General features: G+C 74.6%; 18 protein-coding genes. 10 read left to right on the top strand and 8 right to left on the bottom strand.

Features of this window, described 5'->3' with window-relative positions; translation table 11 throughout:
* Positions 1–12: 12 nt before the first annotated feature.
* Entirely contained in the window at positions 13–1506 is a 1494-nt protein-coding gene (locus tag ACGFX4_RS14300; RefSeq protein ID WP_393073123.1) for a SagB family peptide dehydrogenase, read from the top strand.
* A 60-nt stretch (positions 1507–1566) separates the two neighbouring features.
* Here ACGFX4_RS14300 and ACGFX4_RS14295 read toward each other — a convergent pair whose 3' ends face one another.
* The 3 genes from ACGFX4_RS14295 to ACGFX4_RS14285 form a co-directional block, all read right to left on the bottom strand.
* Positions 1567–2262 carry a response regulator transcription factor gene (locus tag ACGFX4_RS14295; RefSeq protein WP_393073121.1) on the bottom strand — a complete coding sequence of 232 codons (696 nt, stop codon included), beginning with the start codon at positions 2260–2262 and terminating at the stop codon, positions 1567–1569.
* A gap of 52 nt (positions 2263–2314) precedes the next feature.
* Positions 2315–2569, bottom strand: coding sequence for a hypothetical protein (locus ACGFX4_RS14290; protein ID WP_393073119.1), 255 nt, complete (start codon positions 2567–2569; stop codon positions 2315–2317).
* Positions 2570–2855: 286 nt separating this feature from the next.
* Positions 2856–3176 (bottom strand): hypothetical protein, encoded by a 321-nt coding sequence (locus ACGFX4_RS14285; protein ID WP_393073117.1) that lies wholly within the window; start codon positions 3174–3176, stop codon positions 2856–2858.
* 272 nt (positions 3177–3448) lie between these two features.
* On the opposite strand from ACGFX4_RS14285, the gene ACGFX4_RS14280 reads away from it, so the two are divergent.
* The 3 genes from ACGFX4_RS14280 to ACGFX4_RS14270 all read left to right on the top strand — a co-directional run bounded on the left by ACGFX4_RS14280 (position 3449) and on the right by ACGFX4_RS14270 (position 7364).
* The gene (locus tag ACGFX4_RS14280) at positions 3449–4459 is read left to right on the top strand and encodes a LuxR C-terminal-related transcriptional regulator (RefSeq protein ID WP_393073115.1); all 1011 of its coding nucleotides are present in this window, start codon (positions 3449–3451) and stop codon (positions 4457–4459) included.
* Positions 4460–4776: 317 nt separating this feature from the next.
* On the top strand, positions 4777–6225 hold the full coding sequence (locus tag ACGFX4_RS14275) for a hypothetical protein (RefSeq protein ID WP_393073113.1): 1449 nt from the start codon (positions 4777–4779) through the stop codon (positions 6223–6225).
* The gene (locus ACGFX4_RS14270; protein WP_393073111.1) at positions 6222–7364 is read left to right on the top strand and encodes a hypothetical protein; all 1143 of its coding nucleotides are present in this window, start codon (positions 6222–6224) and stop codon (positions 7362–7364) included. Before ACGFX4_RS14275 ends, ACGFX4_RS14270 begins: the two co-directional genes overlap by 4 nt.
* Before the next feature lie 49 nt (positions 7365–7413).
* On the opposite strand, the gene ACGFX4_RS14265 is transcribed toward ACGFX4_RS14270, so the two are convergent.
* The 4 genes from ACGFX4_RS14265 to ACGFX4_RS14250 form a co-directional block, all read right to left on the bottom strand.
* Complete coding sequence (locus ACGFX4_RS14265) at positions 7414–8274, bottom strand: spherulation-specific family 4 protein (RefSeq protein ID WP_393073109.1); 861 nt, start codon at positions 8272–8274, stop codon at positions 7414–7416.
* Positions 8275–8406: 132 nt separating this feature from the next.
* The gene (locus ACGFX4_RS14260) at positions 8407–9447 is read right to left on the bottom strand and encodes an agmatine/peptidylarginine deiminase (protein ID WP_393073107.1); all 1041 of its coding nucleotides are present in this window, start codon (positions 9445–9447) and stop codon (positions 8407–8409) included.
* A gap of 36 nt (positions 9448–9483) precedes the next feature.
* Positions 9484–11205 (bottom strand): urease subunit alpha, encoded by a 1722-nt coding sequence (locus tag ACGFX4_RS14255; protein ID WP_393073105.1) that lies wholly within the window; start codon positions 11203–11205, stop codon positions 9484–9486.
* On the bottom strand, positions 11202–11912 hold the full coding sequence (locus ACGFX4_RS14250) for an urease subunit gamma (RefSeq protein ID WP_393073103.1): 711 nt from the start codon (positions 11910–11912) through the stop codon (positions 11202–11204). Before ACGFX4_RS14250 ends, ACGFX4_RS14255 begins: the two co-directional genes overlap by 4 nt.
* A 165-nt stretch (positions 11913–12077) precedes the next feature.
* Between ACGFX4_RS14250 and ACGFX4_RS14245 the strand changes: the two genes are divergently transcribed.
* Together ACGFX4_RS14245 and ACGFX4_RS14240 are read left to right on the top strand one after the other, a co-directional pair.
* On the top strand, positions 12078–13055 hold the full coding sequence (locus ACGFX4_RS14245; protein WP_393073101.1) for a zinc-binding alcohol dehydrogenase family protein: 978 nt from the start codon (positions 12078–12080) through the stop codon (positions 13053–13055).
* A 27-nt stretch (positions 13056–13082) separates the two neighbouring features.
* On the top strand, positions 13083–13553 hold the full coding sequence (locus ACGFX4_RS14240) for a MarR family winged helix-turn-helix transcriptional regulator (RefSeq protein ID WP_393073099.1): 471 nt from the start codon (positions 13083–13085) through the stop codon (positions 13551–13553).
* Here the strand turns inward: ACGFX4_RS14240 and ACGFX4_RS14235 are convergent.
* Positions 13550–14128, bottom strand: coding sequence for a TetR/AcrR family transcriptional regulator (locus ACGFX4_RS14235; RefSeq protein WP_393073097.1), 579 nt, complete (start codon positions 14126–14128; stop codon positions 13550–13552). The two genes, ACGFX4_RS14240 and ACGFX4_RS14235, sit on opposite strands and share 4 nt — an antisense overlap.
* 97 nt (positions 14129–14225) lie before the next feature.
* On the opposite strand from ACGFX4_RS14235, the gene ACGFX4_RS14230 reads away from it, so the two are divergent.
* From ACGFX4_RS14230 to ACGFX4_RS14215, 4 genes are all read left to right on the top strand, one after another.
* On the top strand, positions 14226–14606 hold the full coding sequence (locus ACGFX4_RS14230; protein WP_393073095.1) for a nuclear transport factor 2 family protein: 381 nt from the start codon (positions 14226–14228) through the stop codon (positions 14604–14606).
* On the top strand, positions 14603–15634 hold the full coding sequence (locus ACGFX4_RS14225; RefSeq protein ID WP_393073093.1) for an NAD(P)-dependent alcohol dehydrogenase: 1032 nt from the start codon (positions 14603–14605) through the stop codon (positions 15632–15634). Before ACGFX4_RS14230 ends, ACGFX4_RS14225 begins: the two co-directional genes overlap by 4 nt.
* A 215-nt stretch (positions 15635–15849) precedes the next feature.
* Complete coding sequence (locus ACGFX4_RS14220; RefSeq protein ID WP_393073091.1) at positions 15850–16341, top strand: ATP-binding protein; 492 nt, start codon at positions 15850–15852, stop codon at positions 16339–16341.
* A 196-nt stretch (positions 16342–16537) separates the two neighbouring features.
* The gene (locus tag ACGFX4_RS14215; RefSeq protein ID WP_345696425.1) at positions 16538–18730 is read left to right on the top strand and encodes a SpoIIE family protein phosphatase; all 2193 of its coding nucleotides are present in this window, start codon (positions 16538–16540) and stop codon (positions 18728–18730) included.
* Positions 18731–18732: the final 2 nt, after the last annotated feature.

The raw sequence follows: 18732 nt of genomic DNA, 5'->3' as shown, positions 1-18732 counted from the left end.
GGAGAGGTACCCATGACCGTCATCGAACAGCTGCCCCCGACCCGGACCGCCGGGGGCGGACCGCTCCGCCGCCTGCTCCGGCTGCGCCCCGAGGTCGACGTCACGGCCCAGGGCGAGGACGTGGAGCTCGCCCACCCCTGGGGACGCCAGCGGGTCCACGCGCTCGGCGCCGCCACCGTCACCGCGCTCGACGCGCTCACCCGCGAGGACGCCGACCTGGACGAACTCGCCACCCGCCAGGTGCGCCTGCTCAAGCTGCTGGAGCGCTTCCCGTACCTGGTCACCACCACCGTCGCCGACCTGCTCGGCACCCCGCTGGCCACCGCCGTGCCGATCGCCCGGTCGGCCGCGCTGCCCGGCTTCGCCCGGGTCGGCGGTGCCGCGGTGCTCTCCCGCTTCGCCTACCTGCGCCGGCTGCCCGACGGCCACGGCGAGGCGTGCGTGCTGGAGTCGCCGATGGCGCCGTTCCGGCTCACCCTGCACCAGCCCGCCGCCGGCGCGTTCGTCGCCGCGCTGACCACCGCCCGGCCGGTGGCCGAGGCGGCGGCGATGGCGGGGCTGTCCGCCGAGGAGGGCGAGGCGCTGGCCGGACTGCTGGCCGGCGGCGGCTTCCTGGACGCCGGCAGCGGCTCCGAGGCGCCGCTGTGGGACTTCCACGACCTGCTGTTCCACGCCCGCAGCCGCCCCGGCCGGCACGACTACCCGACCGGCGGCGTCTTCGCCCACCAGGACATCGACCAGCTGCCCGCGGTCTCCGGCGCCGGAGCGCGCGAAGAGGGGCCCGGCATCGATCTGCCGGTCCCCGAGTGGGACACCGTGGTCGCCCGCGACCCCGCGCTCAGCGAGGTGCTGGAGGGCCGCCGCTCGGTGCGCCAGTACGCCGACACCCCGGTCACCCTGGAGCAGCTCGGCGAACTGCTCTACCGGGTGGCCCGGGTCCGCCGGATCATCCCCGGCGACCCGGCCGACCCGCACGGCTACGACGGCGTGGACCGCCCGTACCCGGCCGGCGGCGCCACCGGCGAACTGGAGATCTACCTGTCGGTGGTGAACTGCGTCGGCCTGGAGCCGGGCGTCTACCGGTACGACGCCGCCGCGCACCGGCTGCGCCACCGGGTCTTCCACCACCCGGGCGAGAAGCAGGCGTACCACGAGCTGATGACCGCCGCCTGGCGGGCCACCGCGTGCACCGTCGACCCGCAGGTGCTGCTCACCGTCACCACCCGGTTCGGCCGGCTGTCCTGGAAGTACAGCCAGATCGCGTACGCGCTGACGCTCAAGCACGTCGGCGTGCTCTACCAGACGCTGTACCTGGTGGCGACCGCGATGGGCCTGGCACCGTGCGGCCTCGGCTCGGGCGACACCGACGCGGCGGCCCGGGCGCTCGGCCTGGACTGGACGGCGGAGTCCTCGGTCGGCGAGTTCCTGATCGGCAGCCGTCCGGCCGACGTGCCGCGGACCGCGAACGGCTTCGCCGACATCGTCACCGAGGCCAGGGAGGGGTGAACGCACCGGTGCCCCGTCGCGCGCCGCAGGCGGACGGGGTACCGGGGGGACGGCCCGGCCTTACAGCCACCCGCACTCGCGGGCGATCCTGATCGCGTCGCAGCGGTTGCGCGCCCGGGTCTTGGCGATCGCCGCGGAGACGTAGTTGCGCACCGTCCCCGGGGAGAGCGACAGCGCGGCCGCCGCCTCGCGGATGGTCGCGCCGTCCGCTATTTCGGAGAGCACCGCCAACTCGCGGCGGCTGAGCGGCGTCTGCCGGTCGGTGCGGACCACGTCCAGCACCAGCCGGGGGTCGTACACCCGGCCGCCGCGCGCCAGTTCCCGGACGGCGGAGATCAGCGCCCCGGCCGGCACGTCCTTCAGCAGGACCCCGGCGACGCCGTCGGCCAGGGCGCGCTGCAGCTCGTCGGTGCGGCGCACGGCGGGCGCCAGCAGGAGCACCGCGGTGGTCGGGGCCGCCGCGCGGATCATCGCGGCGGTGGCCGGCCCGCCCGGGCCGGGGACGTCCAGGTCGAGCACCGCCACGGCGGGCCGGGTCCGGGCGGCCTCGGCGGCGGCGTCCTCGCCGCAGACCGCCTCGGCGACCACGGACAGGTCGTCCTCCCGGTCGAGCAGGGCGCCCAGCCCGGAGCGGAACAGGTGCTGTCCGTCGGCGAGCAGCACCCCGGTGGTGTCGCGGTCGGCCGCCGCCGGCACGGCGCGGACGGGGTGGAACGGGGCGGCCCGGTCGAGCGGGCGCTCCAGTGCGGTGGTCATCCGGCTACCTCGGGATCTCGGCGGGTCGGGTGCGCTGGCCGGAGAGGTCCGGTCAGCCCCAGCCCCAGGTGTCCTGGTGGCTGACGGAGGGCGAGGGGGAGGCCTCGACGTTGGCCGGGGTGCCGGCGCCGGGCAGCGGGCCGTTGGGCAGGGCCCCGGCCTCGACCGGTCCGCCGGCGGTGGTGCCGTCCGCCGTGACGACGACCGCGGGCCGGTCGGCCCCGTTCAGCTCGGCGGCGGTGGCGACGCCCGCCACGAGCAGCGAACCCAGTGCGGCAATCGCGACAAAACGGATGTTCAGCGTCATGAGGTTGCCCGATCCTCTCGCGTTCGGCTGTGCCCCGGGCTGCTCCGGAGCCAGATGGTGCGGCAGGCGGGCGTTTCAGGAACCTGGTCCGCGTCCCCCGTCGGGGGCTGCTCCCGCGGCTTTCGGTTCCGCCGTTCTGCCGACAACAACGAGAGTGGCCGCTCCGGGGGGTGGCTGTCAGCATTCGGAGCTGGCACCAGAGTGCCGTGACACCCTGAGGCCACCTCGACCCGGGCTCGACCGAGGCTCCAGCGGGGCTCCAGTGGGAGTCCGGCGGCGGGGTCGCTCAGTTCTCGGCGGGCGCCTCGTGCAGGCCCAGGGCGATCCACGGGTCCGCCTCGCACCGCTCCAGCCGCCAGCCGGCCAGCGGGCCGAACGGCACCGTCAGCACCCGGCAGGCGTGCCCCAGCAGGCGCTCCGCCTCCAGCAGCGAGCCGGCCGCGAGGAAGCACACCCCGGAGAGCTCCCCGGGCGCGGAGCGGAACCGGGCGTGCTCCAGCCGGGCCCCGGCCATCCGCAGCAGCGCCGACAGCGCCGAACGGACCGCGGGCTCGGCCGGCTCGGCCGTCCCCGCGGGCGCGGACAGCCCCACTCGGATCGCGTACATTCCTCCAGCCTGACTGATCGACAGGAGCGTGGGGCAGTAAGGTCGGTGTCACATCGACGCCTGGCATCAAGATGACAGTGCGCCGTCGGCCTTCACAGTTCGCCCATGAATCGGCCAGAATTGCCCGCAAGGGTGTTCTACGTTCCCCTCAGTAGCGCTAGTCTGACGCTCTGTCAGAAGATCAGTCCGAGACCCGGAACCGGTCCTCAGGAGGGCGAGATGGCGAGATCCCTGCCGCCGACCGGCCGACGGCCACGAGCGAAGGACGGCCGTTGACGAGCCCCGGCCCGGTCGGACTCGACCCCTTCGGCGAAGCGGTCTACCGCACCATGCTGCTCCACCCCGAGCTGGACGCCCACGGTCTCGCCGCACGGCTGGAGGCCAGCGAGCAGGAGATCCGCGAGGCCCTCGACCGGCTCGCCGACCTCGCCCTCACCCGGCCCACCGGCAGCGGCGACCACTGGCGCGCGGTCAACCCCGAGCGGGGCCTGGCCACCCTGCTCGCCCACCAGGAGGCCGAGGCCGCCCGGCGCCAGCTGGAGATGGAACGCAGCCGGGCCGCCATGGCCGGCCTGATCGCCGAGTACGCCAGCGTCCACAACCCCACCGAGCAGCGCGGCATCGAGGTGATCAGCAGCCTCGACCAGGTCCGCGACCGGCTGATCCAGCTCGCCTCCGACGCCACCGCCGAGGTGCTCTCCTTCGCCCCCGGCGGCCCGCAGCCCGCCCAGGTGATGGAGGCCAGCCGCGCCCTCGACCAGGAGACCCTGGAACGCGGCGTCCGGATGCGCACCGTCTACCAGGACAGCGTCCGCAACGACCCGCCCACCGTCCAGTACGCCCGCTGGCTGCACGGCCTCGGCGGCGCGATCCGCACCGCGCCCACCCTGCCGCTGCGGATGATCCTGGTCGACAACGCCACCGCGATCGTCCCGATCGACCCCGAGGACCCGCGCAAGGGCGCCGTCGTCCTGCACAGCCCCGGTGTCATCGCCGCCCTGCGCGCCCTGTTCGACCAGGTCTGGGAGCAGTCCCGCCCGCTCGGTGAGACCGCCCAGCGCGACCCGCGCGGCCTCACCGGCCAGGAGCGCGAACTGCTGCGCCTGCTCGCCGAAGGCCTCACCGACGAGCGCGCCGGCCAGCGCCTGGGCGTCTCGCTGCGCACCGTCCGCCGGATGATGGCCGACCTGATGGTCCGGATGGACGCCCGCAGCCGCTTCCAGGCCGGCATCCAGGTCGCCGCCCTCGGCTGGCTGGAGGCCCCGGAGGGCGCGGCCACCTGACGCCCCGGGCCGGGCGCGGAGTCCGGGCGGCGGCCCGCGGCCGGTGGTCTGTTACGGTCGTCGGGCCGGCCGCGGGACTCCGGTGCGACTTCCGGAACGTGCCTCTACAGCGATGATTCGCAGCTCGCGCCCCCATTCCCCGGCCGGCACCCCGGCGCCGAAATCCGGGCGACAGCCCCCCGGGGCGTTCTGTTACGGTCGACCGGCCGGCCGCGGGACTCCGGTGCGACTTCCGGAACGTGCCTGTAAAGCGATGATTCGCAGTTCGCGCCCCCATTCCCCGGCCGGCACCCCGACCGCCGACCGGAGGAAGCCGCATGGAGGGCTACGCCGACCTGATCGCCGCCGAGGACGTCCTGCTCTTCGTCAACGCCGCGATCACCGCCACCGGCCAGCGCGAGTTCCACTCCTCCGCGGCCGAGCAGCAGCTCTCGCTGGGCTTCCTGCACGAGTACGTGCTCGGCAACTACCGCGAGCCGTACGCCGCCGCCCTCGCGCTCGACATCAACCACCACAACGCCGCGCTGATCGTCCGCCGGCTGCTGGAGACCGCCGCCGACGCCACCCCCGAACAGCGCCGCACCGAGGGCCGGCTGATCGCCCGCCGGCTGCAACTGCTGCCTCCGCAGCGGGTCTACCGCCTGTTCGGCGAGCTCCGCCGGGCCGGGGTGAACAACCGCCGCACCCGCGCGATCCTGCGCGACTGGCTGGCCGCCCGGCCCGACCCCGCACTGGACGCCGTCAAGTACCGCGGCGGCCTCAAGCGCGTCCTGCGCCACGCCCACCTGGCACCGGCCGCACCGGAGTTGGGCGAGTTCCTGTTCGGCGCGGGCCCGCGCGGCCACTACTCGACGCCGCTGCTGAACAGTTGGCAGCGCGCCCACTACACCCAGGCCGCCCTCTACGAGCTGCCGTACACCGTCGCCGAGGGCTTCGCCCGCAGCCACCGCATCCCGCGCGCCGCCTTCCTGGAGAAGATCGCCCCCCGGCTCACCCGGCTCGAACGCCTCCGCCTGCAGGAGAACGCCCGCGAGCACCGCGCCGAAGCCGTCCGCGCCGACCGGACCGACCTCGGCCGGATGCCGCTCACCCGGCTCGCCCTCTACGCCCTCTCCCTGCCGCCCGCGCAGCGCATCGAGCGCCGCGGCGAGCTCACCGACGCCCTGCGCGCCGCCGCCCGCCGCACCGCCGGCCCGGAGGCCGGCCGCTGGGGCAAGGTCGCCGCCGTCCTCGACGACAGCTACTCGGCGTCCGGCTCCGGCACCAAGCGCCGTCGCCCGCTGGCCGTCGCCCTGGCCTGCCACTTCCTGCTCGAGGCCCTCGCCGAGCGGTACACCCCGCGGTGGACCTCCGGCCGCACCGACGCCCTGCTCGCCCGCCCGCACGGCGCCACCCCGCTCGGGCACCGCATCGTCGACGCCCTCGACACCGCCCCCGACCGGCTGGTGATCGTCTCCGACGGCTGGGACAACGCCCCGCCCGGCCTGGCCGCCGAGGTCCTGCGGATCTGGCGCACCCGGCTCGACCCCGACGCCCGAACCTCCGTCGTCCACCTCAACCCGGTGTACGACGCCGACGGCTTCGACGTCCGCCGGCTCGCCCCCACGGTGCCCACCGCCGGCCTGCGCGACGCCGAGGACCTGCCCGCCCTGGTCGAGTTCGCCCGCTTCGCGGACGGCCGCAGCGACCTCGCCGAGCTCACCGCCCACCTCGCCGCCCGCACCGACCGCTTCCTCACCACCCCTTCGCCCGAGGCCGCCCCGTGAAGACCGTCAGCCACCGACTCGACCTCACCGGCCTGACCACCGGCCCCGCCCAGGTCTGGGGCGGCGTCCGCCTGGTCCCGCTGCTGCGCGCCGAACCCGTTGCCGACCTGCGCCTGCACCAGCAGCTGTACGAGGACGAGGACGGCTGGGTCGAGAGCAGCCGCACCACCGCCTACACCTCGTACATCCCGCACGGCTTCGTCGCCCACTGGACCGGCGACGGCAGCCCGGCCGCCGCGTACGGCACCCAGCTCGGCGCCGACGCCCCCGAGCGGATGCGGCTGCCCCGGCACCGGCTCGCCAAGCGCACCGGCTCCGACCGGATGCGCTTCCTCCCGCTCCACCTCTCCCTGGAGGGTTACCTCTCCCTCCACTTCGGCGGCCCCACCATCGCCTGGGAGCACTGGTCCGCCCAGGCCCTGCGCCGCGGCCTCTCCCCGCGCGAGGAGGAGGCGTACGCCGGGACGCAGATCCGCGGACTCGCGGACGCCCTGCGGGTGTTCGAGATCCACCCCGGCCAGTGCGGCGTCCTGCTGTACACCGCGGACCTGCTCGCCGCCGCCTTCGTCGTCCCGCACCCCGACGACTACCGCGCCCTGCACCAGAGCCTGCTGCTCGACCTGTTCGGCGAACTCGTGCACCACTACGCCCTGCTGTCCGGACCCGTCCCGGACTTCCGCGCGGACCTGTCCGGCGCGGGCATCCGCACCCTCGCGGACCTGCGCGCCGCCGCCGGCCGGGCCGAGCGCGACTGGTCGGCCTTCCACGACGGCGTGATGGCCCGCGACCTGCTCGACGCCGAGTACCGGCTGCGGACCGTCCACCGGATGGGCCGCTTCACCCTCGGCCGCTTCCTGCCGGACTTCCGTCCCAAGCAGGAGAACCACATCGGCGAGACCGTCACCGACGCCGACGGCCGGGTCCTCTACCTCAAGACCTTCCGGCTCTCCGAGGCCCAGGTCCGCCGCGGTCACCTGCTCGACCGGCTCGCCGCCCACGACTGGCACTTCCCGAGCACCGCCACCGCCCTCGGCCTCACCGAACCCGCCCTCGCGCTCCGCCTCGAGAACGCCGGCTTCGGCCACCTCCTCCGCCAGGACATCCTCGACCGCTACCGCAAGACGGCCCGCAGCCGCTGAGCCGCTCCCGGGCCCGGCACGGGAGCGGCTCAGCCCGCGTGTGTCGGCGTCAGCCGACGGTCGCGGCGTACCCGGTCTCCGCGGCGAAGCCCCAACCCGGTGCGGCGTCCCACGGGTTGGCGAGGGTGTCGTCGGTGGCGTAGACGTAGCCCGCGCCGCGGCCGTACGCGGTGTCGAGGGCGCTGCGCATGGCGGGGGCGTCGGGGACGGCGTGGATCAGGTGCCAGAAGGCGGTGCCGCTGGGGTCGAAGGACGCGCCCGAGTAGTAGCCGGCCGTGGAGTTGAAGACGTTGCCGCCGAGCCAGCCGCTGCCGGTGTACGCGGCGTAGGTGTTCTCGAAGGTGACGAAGGTGTCGGCGGTGCGGTGGCCGGGCTCCAGGAAGCAGTCGGCGATGGCGGTGCCGGGGTTGTCGACGACCAGTTCCTCGGCGGCCGGGTCGATCGCGGCGACGGTCTGCTGCACGTACTGGCGCAGCGCGAGGTAGTAGTCGCGGGCGCTGTTGCCGGTGCCGCAGTCGCGGCTGACGGTGTCGAAGAAGATGCCGTCGACGTGCAGCTTGCCGTCCGCGGTCTTCAGGTAGTTGTCGACGGAGGCCTTCACGGCGGCGAGCGGGCGCCCGGCCCACTCGGTGTGGACGTAGCCGAGCACCTTGGTGTGCCCGCCGGTGGCGGTGGTCCGGGCGCGCAGCGCGTCGGCCTGGGCCTGCCAGCTCGCGTCGAACGGGTTGTCGCCGTTGTTCGGGTTGAGGACCACGACGGACGCGGCCGGGCTCGCGCCCTGCAGTCCCGTCACCATCGGGTCGCCCGGGTACACGTAAGCGGGCACCGCGATCTCCAGCCCCCGCGTCCCGGCACAGGCCTGCGGAACCCCGGCCCCGGCGGCCAGTGCCGCCCCTGCGAGAAGGGCCACCAGGCCCCGTACTCCTGCACGCATGTGCGGATCCCCCCTGCTTCGGACCGTCTGCCGACGGCCGTTCGGCTCATCGTACGCACACGCCGGAGCCGCCCGCGGAAAGGGCGGCCCCGGCGTTCTGTCGGTGCGTCAGGGGCGGGGCTGCTGCTGGGTGATGCAGTGGATGCCGCCGCCGTTGGCGAAGATCCCGGTGGCGTCGACCAGTTCGACGGTGCGGCCGGGGTAGGCCTTCTCCAGGACGGCCTTGGCCTCCTCGTCGCGCGGGTCGTCGAAGGCGCAGAGGATCACGGCGCCGTTGGCGACGTAGTGGTTGATGTAGGAGTAGTCGACCGGCTCGTCGTCCTCGTCGAAGAGGACAGTGGGGGCGGGGAGTTCGATGACCTCCAGCTGCCGGCCGGCGGCGTCGGTGGAGGCGCGGAGCAGGTCGACGATCTCCCGGCACACCTCGTGGTCGGGGTGCGCGGGGTCGGGCTGGACGTGCGCGAGGACCACGCCGGGGCGGACGAAGGAGGCGACGATGTCGATGTGGCCGCGGGTGCCGAACTCGTCGTAGTCGCGGGTGAGTCCGCGCGGGACCCAGACCACCTTGGTGGTGCCGAGGAAGGCGTTGAGCTCGGCCTCGACCTGCTCGCGGGTCCAGTCGGAGTTGCGGCCCTCGCCGAGCTGCACGGTGTCGGTGACCAGGACGGTGCCCTCGCCGTCGACGTGGATGCCGCCGCCCTCGTTGATCAGCTTCGAGGCGAAGCGCTGCACGCCGGTCAGCCCGGTGATGTGCTCGGCGATGTGCTGGTCCTTGTCCCAGCGGGCCCAGGACTGGGCGCCCCAGCCGTTGAAGATCCAGTCGGTGGCGGCCAGCCCGCCCTTGCCGTCGATCAGGAAGCTCGGGCCGATGTCGCGCATCCAGGCGTCGTCCAGCGGGCGTTCGACGATCTCCACCTCGGGGGAGACGTAGCCGCGGGCGACCTCGGTCTCACCGGTGTTGACGACCAGGGTGACCGGCTCGTAGCGGACGATGGTGTTGGCCACGGCGGCCCAGGCCTTGCGGCCGGCGTCCAGGTGCTCCGGGCTGTCGAAGGTGGGGTTCTCGGTGGGGAACGCCATCCAGGTGCGCTCGTGGGGGTGCCATTCGGCGGGCATCCGGAAGCCGGCGGCGGCGGGGGTGGTGGTCATGAGGGTCACAGGTCCTATGCGGGGGGGGGCGGGAGTTCAGAGGAAGTAGAGGCGGCTGAGCGAGACGCTGTCGGCCGGGTCGGACTTCAGCGGCGAGCCGTCGAGCGAGACCAGGCCGGTCTCGGAGACCTCGACGTGGCCGACCCGGGCGTTGCGCACCATCGAGCGCGGCCCGATGCCGCGGGTGCCTCGCACGCCCACCCGGCGCCTGCGGGTGGGGAGTTGGTCGGCGGCGACGTCCAGGTAGGAGGCCTCGGCGGCGGCCTGGGAGACGAAGGCGACCGAGATGTCGGCGGCGGTGGCCCCGTGCGCGCCGAACTGCGGGCCGAGGACCAGCGGTTCGCACCGGTCGGTGGAGGCGTTGGGGTCGCCGGTGACGCCGTACGCCGGGAAGCCGGCCTTCAGCACCAGCTGCGGCTTGGCGCCGAAGTGGTCGGGCCGCCACAGCACGATGTCGGCGAGCTTGCCGACCTCGATGGAGCCGACCTCGTGGGCCAGTCCGTGGGCGATGGCGGGGTTGATGGTGAGCTTGGCGATGTAGCGCAGCACGCGCTCGTTGTCGTCACCGCTCTCCGCCGTCCCGTACGAGCCGGTGCCGTCGAGCGGGCCGAGTTCGGCCTTCATCTTGCCGGCCATGGCGAAGGTGCGGCGGACGGTCTCGCCGGCCCGACCCATGCCCTGGGCGTCGGAGGAGGTGATGCCGATGACCCCGAGGTCGTGCAGGACGTCCTCGGCGCCCATGGTGCCGGCCCGGATCCGGTCGCGGGCCATCGCCGCGTCACCGGGCAGGTCGACCTTGAGGTCGTGCGCGGAGACGATCATGCCGAAGTGCTCGCCGAGCGCGTCCCGGCCGAACGGCAGCGTCGGGTTGGTGGAGGAGCCGATGACGTTCTCCACGCCGGCCATCTTGAGCACGTTGGGGACGTGTCCGCCGCCGCAGCCCTCGATGTGGAAGGCGTGGATGGTGCGGCCCTCCAGTACGGCGAGGGTGTCCTCCACCGACAGGCACTCGTTGAGGCCGTCGGTGTGCAGGGCGACCTGGACGTCGTACTCCTCGGCGACCCGCAGCGCGGTGTCCAGGGCGCGGGTGTGGGCGCCCATGTCCTCGTGCACCTTGAAGCCGGACGCGCCGCCCTCGGCGAGCGCCTCCACCAGCGGTGCCGGGTCCGAGGACGAGCCGCGCCCGAGGAAGCCGATGTTGACCGGCCAGGCGTCGAAGGCGTTGAACGCGTGCCGCAGCGCCCAGGGCGAGTTGACGCCGACGCCCCAGACCGGGCCGAACTCCTGGCCGATGATGGTGGTGACGCCGGAGGCCAGCGAGGCCTCCATGATCCGCGGCGAGAGCAGGTGGACGTGGGTGTCGATGGCGCCGGCGGTGGCGATCATGCCTTCGCCGGAGACGATGGTCGTGCCGGTGCCGACCACGACCTCGACGCCGTCCATGGTGTCCGGGTTGCCGGCCCGCCCGACGGAGGCGATCCGGCCGTCGATCAGGCCGATGGACGTCTTGCGGATGCCCTGGACCGCGTCGATCACCACCACGTTGGAGATCACCACGTCGCAGGTGTCGCGGACGGCGGCGGCCTTGAGGTGGAGGCCGTCGCGGGCGGTCTTGCCGAAGCCGGCCAGGAACTCGTCGCCGGGGGCCTGCGAGTCGGACTCGATCCGGATGATCAGGCCGCTGTCGCCGAGCCGGACCCGGTCGCCGGCCCGCGGGCCGTGGACGGAGATGTAGTCGTGCGGGGAGATGCTGGTCACGACTCCACCTCCGGGTCGTCGAAGTCGGTCAGGTAGCCGGTGGCGCGGGCCTTGGCGAGCGCGGCCTCCTTGGCGCCGGGGGCGTCCAGCGGGCCGTCGACCAGGCCGGCGAAGCCGATCGCGACCCGGGCGCCGCCGATCGGCACCAGGCCGACCTCGACGGTCTGCCCGGGGTCGAAGCGCACCGAGGAGCCGGCCGGCACCGCGAGGTGGGTGCCGTACGCGGCCGCCCGGTCGAAGGCCAGGCGCGGGTTGGCCTCGAAGAAGTGGAAGTGCGAGGTCACCGAGATCGGCACGGCCGAGGTGTTGTGGACCGGCAGGAGCACCGACTCCTCCACCGGGTCGTAGCCGGCGCCGGTGCCGGGCAGGGCGACGCCGGGGGCGTCGTCGCCGAGCGAGCCGGCGCCGCGGAACGGGTCGTTGACCACCGCGAGCCGGGTGCCGTCGTCGAACACCGCCTCCACCTGGACCACCCTGACCACGTCCGGCACGCCGGGCAGCACGTCGTCGGCGGAGAGCACGGTCCGGCCGGCCTCGATCGCCTCGGCGAGGCGGCGGCCGTCACGGGCCGCCTCGCAGACGGCGTCCGCGATCAGGGCGGTCGCCTCGGGCACGTTGAGCTTCACGCCGCGGGCGCGGCGCGCGCGGGCCAACTCGGCCGCTGTGAAGATCAGCAGCCGGTCCCGTTCGGTCGGGGTGAGTCGCACGGTTCCTCGCTTTAGAACGGCGTTCAAACATCCGCGGCCCATTGAACCCGGGGAGGGCCGCCGTGTCCAGCGTTGCTCTCGGCGGGGCGGCCCGCACCCGCGCGGCGTGTATCAGGGACCTGATATACATAAGGCGCCTTGTATTCATCCCGGAGGGGGAGACCCGTGCGTGCCATCCGCTACACCCGTACCGGCGGACCGGAAGTCCTGGAGACCGCCGAGATCCCCGCGCCCGAACCCGGCCCGGGCGAGGTCGCGATCGACGTCACCCACGCCGGCGTGCACTTCGCCGACGTGATGTTCCGGCGCGGCCAGTTCCCGCTGCCGCTGCCCGCCGTCCCCGGACTCCAGGTGGCCGGCACCGTCGCCGCCCTCGGCGAGGGCGTCACCGGCCTGCGGACCGGCCAGGCGGTGGCCGCGATCCCGATGGGCTTCGGCGGCCACGCCGAGCGGGTGGTCGCCGCCGAGACCTGCGTCGTCCCGCTGGAGGACGGGCTGGCCGGCCTCGCCCCGGAGCTGGCCGCCGCCACCGCCGTCAACGCGGCCACCGCCGTCGGCACCCTGCGCGGCGCCGCCCGGATCGCCCCCGGCGACCGGGTGCTGGTGCTCGGTGCGTCCGGCGCGCTCGGCCTGCTGCTCGGCCGGCTCGCCCGCGCGTACGGTGCCGAGCTGGTGGTCGGCGCCGCGAGCACCGCCGAACGGGCCGCCCGGGCCGTCGCCGGCGGCTGCCACCACGGGCTGACCTACGGCGAACTCGCCGCCCGCACGCCCGGGCTGACGGACGGCCGGGGCTTCGACGTGGTGGTCGACTCGGTGGGCGGGGAGCCGCGCGAACAGGTCCGCGGCCTGCTCGCCGTGCTCGGCCGGCACGTGGTGATCGGCAACGCCGCCGACCGCGACCTCGCCCTGGAGGCCAACCAGGTCTGGTACGACAGCTTCACCCTGGCCGGCTACAACATGGGCGGCGTGTACGGGCGGCGCCCGGACCTGTTCCGCGCCCAGTTGGAGGAGGGCCTGCGGCTGGTCGCCGACGGCACGCTCGCGGTCGACGTCCGGGAGATCGGCTGGGACGAGGTCGCCGCCGCGCACACCGCGCTGGAGCGCCGGGCCGGGGTCGGCGCCTACGTCCTGAAGGTCGGCTGAGCCCGGGGTGCCGCTACTGTCCTGTCCATGAGTACGGATCCTGCCGCGTTGCTGGCCGGTGCGGCCGGTAGCGGGCTGCGGCTCGGGCTGGCGCTGAAGCTGGCGGAGCAGGCGATGATGGCGGCCAAGGCGGAGGCGCTCCGGGAGCTGGAGCTGACGGTGCCGCAGTACGCGGTGCTGCTCCAGCTCTCGGAGAAGACCGGCATGTCCGGCGCCCAGCTGGCCCGGGGTGCGGCGGTCACCCCGCAGACCATGGCGGGCGTGCTGGCCAACCTGGAGGCGAAGGGCCTGATCGTCCGGGAGCCGTCCGAGCTGCACGGCAAGGTGCTGGTCACCCGCCTGAGCGAGCCGGGCCGAGCCCGTCTGATCGAGGCGGACGCCCGCGCGGTCGCCGTGGAGTCCGCGCTCTGGTCGGCCTTCGACGACACCGAGCGCGAGCAGTTCCGCACCTTCCTGCACCGCGCCGCCGCCGCGCTGAGCGGCCCGGACGGCCCTTAGGGTGCCGCCGGCGCCTGGGCGATGACCTGCTCGGCCAGGGTGCGGGCGGCGGCCGCCGGGTCGGTGGTGGGGCGGGTGGCGCCGGCGGCGAGGGCGCCGTCGATGAGCAGCAGCAGCTGGTCGCCGCCCGGGCCGGGCCGGGGGTGGCCGAGCCGGGCGAGCTCGGCGGCGAGCAGAGCGGAGACGTGCTCGCGGTAGGCGCGGGTGACGGCGTGCCCGGGGTGGTCGGGGTCGGCGAGGGCGAGGTCGGCGGCGAGGTAGCGGCAGCCGCGGAAGTCGTCCTGGGCGATGACCTCGCCGATCCGGTCGAAGACGGCCAGCAGCCTGGTGCGCGGGTCGTCGCCGGCGGCGTCCATGGTCTGCCGGTAGCGGGCCTCGTCCTCGGCGGCGCTGAGCCGCAGCACCTCGGTGATCAGGCCGTCCTTGCCGCCGAAGTGCTCGTACAGCGAGCGGCGGGCGACGCCCGCGCCCTTGAGCAGTGCGTCCACGCCGATGCCCGTGCCGTGCCGGTAGGTCAACTCCTGGGCGGCGTCGAGGAGGCGCTGGCGGGGGCCGGGTTCGGTGCGGGTGGTCATGGGTGCCAGGGTGCCAGGGGTTGACCGGTAGATCAACCGGTCTATATGGTCGAGGCATCAACGGTAGACCGACTGTTCTATCTATCGAGGAGTTCCGATGCTGCCTCGCACCACCGCGGACGTGATCGACCGCTTCAACCTGGCCTTCGTCCGGCACGACCCCGATCTGCTCGACGACCTGGTCGCCGAGGACTGCGTGATGGAGTCCGTCAGCCCCGCCCCCGACGGCAGCCGGACCACCGGCCGCGCCGAGTGCCTGGCCTTCTGGCGGACGCTCGCCGCCGACCGCACCACCCGCTTCGAACCCGGCGAGGTCGTGCTGATGGGGGAGCGGGCCACCATCCGCTGGCGCTACCACTTCGGCGACCGGGAGCACGTCAGCGGCGTCAACCTGATGCGGATCGCCGACGGCCGGATCGTCGAGGCCCTCGGCTTCACCAAGACCGGCGACCTCCCGCTCGCCACGGACGCCGCGTGAACGCCGTCCCCGCGCGGATGCGCAGCTACCACGTGGACAGCGGCGCCGGCATCGACGGTCTCGCCCTGCGCGAGCACCCCGTCCCGGTGCCCGGGCCGGGCCAGGTGCTGGTCGCCGTCCGCGCGGTCTCGCCCAGCTACCGCGACCTGCTGGTCCTCGGCGGCAGGTACGTGCTGCCGGTCCGCCCGGACGTCGTGCCGGTCGCGGAGGGCGCGGGCGAGGTCGTCGCGCTGGGGCCCGGCGTCGGAACCGTCCGGGTCGGCGACCGGGTGATGGCGACGCTCTTCCCCAGCTGGCAGGACGGCCCGTTCGGCCCGCAGCACCTGCCCCAGCTCGGCGGCACGCTCGACGGGCTGCTCACCGAGTACGCGCTGCTCGACGAGCACGGCCTGGTCCCCGTCCCCGCCCACCTCTCCTACGCGGAGGCGGCCACCCTGCCCTGTGTCGCGGTCACCGCGTGGAACGCGCTGACCGGCGACGGCGGGCTGCGCCCCGGGCAGACCGTGGTCACCCAGGGCTCGGGCGGCGTGTCGCTGTTCGCGCTGCAGCTCGCGCGGGCGCTCGGCGCCCGGGTGGCCGCCACCACCGGCGGGCCGGCCAAGGCCGGGCGGCTGACCGCGCTCGGCGCGGACCGGGTGGTCGACCACCGGGCCGAACCGGACTGGCCGGCCGCCGTCCGCGCGGCCACCGGCGGTACGGGCGCGGACCGGGTGGTCGACGTGGTCGGCCGGCTCGACGAATCGGTCCGGGCCGTCACCCTCGGCGGGCACATCGCGATGGTCGGCTTCCGCTCGGAGACCGCCCCGCCGATCGACGCCCGGCGGCTCTTCGCCTCCGGCGCGGTGCTGCGGCCGGTCGCGGTCGGCAGCCGGGCCCAGTTCCGCGCGCTCGACCGGGTCGTCGAGGAGCACCGGATCCGGCCGGTGATCGACCGGGTCTTCCCCTTCGAACGGGCGGCGGACGCCTTCCGGCACTACGCCTCCGGCACCGCCTTCGGAAAGGTGGTGATCGAACTTCCTCCGAACTGACGACACCTGATGTCGCGTCCGCACCCGGTGCCGCGCCCGCACCGCCAAACCTGTCGAACGGATCATTCGCACCCCTCCGAGCCCCGCTTCACCCCAGGTGGCCGGGGATGCACTGTTGCAAAGCGCTCGGAGTGGGCATGAGGATGGTCAGCAAGCGGCCGTCGACAGTGGGGGACTGGAGGACGGCCGTCCACAGAAGGGCGGGGGCGTACGTGATGGATGGTCAGGCAAGGTTCCCGCGGCAGCGGTCGGCCTCGCAGTCGGACGCGATCGGGCCGGTGCGGCCGGTGGCCGGCCCGCCCCCGGTGCACGAGCCGGGGTGCGCGCTGCACCACCGGCTGCACGCCTCGGTGGACGCCGCGGACCTGGTCGCGGTCGGCGCCATCCGGCGCCGGCTGCGCGCGGCACTGGACCGCTGGGGCGTCCCGCAGCTCGCCGACACCGCCGAGCTGCTCGCCTCCGAGCTGGTCACCAACGCCCTGGTGCACACCGGCCACGGCGCGGTGTTCGACGCGGTCCTCACCCCGGAGCAGAAGCTGCGGATCGAGGTGCAGGACGGCACCACCCGGCTGCCGGGCCGCCGGCAGCCCAGCGACTCCGCCACCTCGGGGCGCGGCCTGCTGCTGGTCGAGGCGCTCGCCGACGACTGGGGCGTGCAGCTGCGCGGCGACGGAAAGGTCACCTGGTTCGAGCTCGCCGCGGCGTGAGCGGCGGCACGGGGGACGGCGCGCGAAGCGCAAGAGCGCCTCGGCCAATATCGTGTGCGATCTTCGCCACTCGGCGCACCGGGATTGCCGCCTTGCCGAACATACGAGAGGCTAGTGAGAATGTGTGCCGGTAGGCACACCCGATCGAGCGCGGTCCTCCACCCGGACCGCCCGGCACGGCAGCGGCAGGAGAAGCATGGCGACAGAGCCCGAAGCGCCTGGGCCCGCCCGCCGCACCCCGCCGGCCCAGGTCTCCAGGAGCATCGCCGCAGCGAACCCGCTGCGCACCGCCCCGGGCCTGGCCGCCGGCCGGATCGTGCCCGCGGTCACCCGGGGTCTGCCCACCCGCAGCGGAGAGTCCACCCCCGACTGGCTCGAGCCGGCGATGGCCGCCAACGGCATCGGCTCCTTCGACTGGGACATCCGCCGCGACGTCCTGGAGGGCGACCAGCGCGCCTGCGCCATCCTCGGCCTGGACGGCTCCGCCTTCGACCGCACCTCCGGCTCCTTCCTGTCGATGCTGCACCCCGAGGACGCCCCCGTGGTGCGCCGCCGGGTCGAGCGCGCCGTCGCCGAGCTCGGCCAGTGCGGCGCCTACTACCGCACCGTCTTCCCCAACGGGGAGCTGCACGCGGTCCGCTTCCGCGGCCGGGTGCTCGCCGACGCCTTCGGCCGCGCCTCCCGGATGGTCGGCTTCGTCTGGGACGCCACCGTCGAGCTGCACAAGCGCGAGCGGGCCGGCGAGCTGGCCGCGCTGCGCGAGGACCGCTCCCGCTTCATCAAGGAGGCCGCCCGCGCGCTCTCCGAGGCGGTCACCGTCCGCGACGTGGCCCGGGTCTTCACCGAGCTCCCGCTGCCCGGCCTGCCGCCGGACGGGCTGGCCCTCGCCTCCCTGGAGGCCGGCCGGATCGCCCTGCTCGGCGCCAGCGGCTACGACGACGGGCTGCGCGAGAGGTTCGACCGGGCCCCGCTGCACCCCAACCACCCCGCCGCCGAGGCGATCCGCGGCCGCGCGCCGGTGTTCGTCTCCAGCCTCGACGAGTACCGGGCCCGCTACCCGGAGGCGGCGCCGTTCGCCAACGACAGCGGCCGCTCCGCCTGGGCCTTCCTGCCGCTGGTCGCCAGCGGCCGGCCGATCGGCGTCTGCGTGATCTCCTTCGACGACGACCGCGAGCTGGACGCCGACGAGCGCACCCTGCTGTCCACCCTGGGCGGCCTGGTCGCCCAGTCGCTGGCCCGCGCCCGGCTGCACGACGCCGAGCACGAGCTGGCGGCCGGCCTGCAGCGGGTGATGCTGCCGCGCACCGTCCCGGCCGTGCCCGGGGTCACCACCGCCGTCCGCTACCTGGCGGCCGGCTCCGGCCTGCAGATCGGCGGCGACTGGTACGACGTCGTCCCGCTGCCCGGCGGCCACGTCGGCCTGGTGATCGGCGACGTCCAGGGCCACGACGTGCACGCCGCCGGCATCATGGGCCAGCTGCGGATCGCGCTGCGCGCGTACGCCGCCGAGGGCCACCCGCCGGCCGCCGTGATGGCCCGCGCCTCCCGCTTCCTCGCCGACCTCGACACCGACCACTTCGCCACCTGCACCTACGCCGAGGTCAACGTCGACTACGGCGTGGTGTACGCGGTCCGGGCCGGCCACCTCGACCCGGTGGTGCGCCGCGGCGACGGCACCGCGCACTCCGTCCCGGTGGCCGGCGGCCTGCCGCTCGGCGTCGCCCCCGACGAGGAGTACCGGGTCACCCGCTTCTCGCTGGACCCGGGCGAGACCGTGGTGCTCTGCACCGACGGCCTGGTCGAGGCCCGCGACATGGACCTGGACACCGGGTACGAGCGGCTCTGCGACGCGGTCGCCGGGTACCTGCCCGCCGTCGGCGAATCCCCCCGCGAACCGCTGGAGGAGCTGGCCGACCGGATCACCGCCCGGGCCGCCGACTCCAGCGAGCGCGAGGACGACATAGCGCTGCTGCTGCTCCGCTGGGACGGGCCGGCCGGCGGCCTGGCCGCCCAGCAGCTGCGCCGCCGGATCGGCCAGGCCGACCTGGCCCGGATCTCCGAGCTGCGCGGGGAGCTGCGGGACGCGCTGCGCCGCTGGGGCGTCCCCGAGATGATCGACACCGCCGAGCTGCTCGCCTCCGAGCTGGTCACCAACGCGATCCGGCACACCGACCGGGACGCGATGTTCACCGCCCGGCTGTACCAGGACGGCGGGCGCCCGCGCCTGCGGGTCGAGGTCGAGGACGAGTCGGACCTGTGGCCCACCCGGCGCACGCCGGGCGAGCAGGCCTCCTCCGGTCGCGGCCTGATGCTGGTCGAGGCGCTCGCCGACGGGTGGGGCGTGGAGCCCCGCGGCACCGGCAAGCGCATGTGGTTCGAACTCAGCTGAGC

The organism is Kitasatospora sp. NPDC048365 (assembly GCF_043200835.1).
Classification (GTDB): Bacteria; Actinomycetota; Actinomycetes; order Streptomycetales; family Streptomycetaceae; genus Kitasatospora; species Kitasatospora terrestris.
The sequence above is the reverse complement of the archived record's forward strand: the minus strand, read 5'-3'. Positions and strand labels throughout refer to the sequence as shown.

What these genes read in the sequence shown, in the direction of transcription:
- ACGFX4_RS14240 (WP_393073099.1), top strand. Translation starts at nt 13,083, where the DNA reads ATGAGTACGGATCCTGCCGCGTTGCTGGCCGGTGCGGCCGGTAGCGGG.
- ACGFX4_RS14260 (WP_393073107.1), bottom strand. Translation starts at nt 9,447, where the DNA reads ATGACCACCACCCCCGCCGCCGCCGGCTTCCGGATGCCCGCCGAATGG.
- ACGFX4_RS14290 (WP_393073119.1), bottom strand. Translation starts at nt 2,569, where the DNA reads ATGACGCTGAACATCCGTTTTGTCGCGATTGCCGCACTGGGTTCGCTG.
- ACGFX4_RS14275 (WP_393073113.1), top strand. Translation starts at nt 4,777, where the DNA reads ATGGAGGGCTACGCCGACCTGATCGCCGCCGAGGACGTCCTGCTCTTC.
- ACGFX4_RS14215 (WP_345696425.1), top strand. Translation starts at nt 16,538, where the DNA reads ATGGCGACAGAGCCCGAAGCGCCTGGGCCCGCCCGCCGCACCCCGCCG.
- ACGFX4_RS14295 (WP_393073121.1), bottom strand. Translation starts at nt 2,262, where the DNA reads ATGACCACCGCACTGGAGCGCCCGCTCGACCGGGCCGCCCCGTTCCAC.
- ACGFX4_RS14235 (WP_393073097.1), bottom strand. Translation starts at nt 14,128, where the DNA reads ATGACCACCCGCACCGAACCCGGCCCCCGCCAGCGCCTCCTCGACGCC.
- ACGFX4_RS14300 (WP_393073123.1), top strand. Translation starts at nt 13, where the DNA reads ATGACCGTCATCGAACAGCTGCCCCCGACCCGGACCGCCGGGGGCGGA.
- ACGFX4_RS14285 (WP_393073117.1), bottom strand. Translation starts at nt 3,176, where the DNA reads ATGTACGCGATCCGAGTGGGGCTGTCCGCGCCCGCGGGGACGGCCGAG.
- ACGFX4_RS14230 (WP_393073095.1), top strand. Translation starts at nt 14,226, where the DNA reads ATGCTGCCTCGCACCACCGCGGACGTGATCGACCGCTTCAACCTGGCC.
- ACGFX4_RS14220 (WP_393073091.1), top strand. Translation starts at nt 15,850, where the DNA reads ATGGATGGTCAGGCAAGGTTCCCGCGGCAGCGGTCGGCCTCGCAGTCG.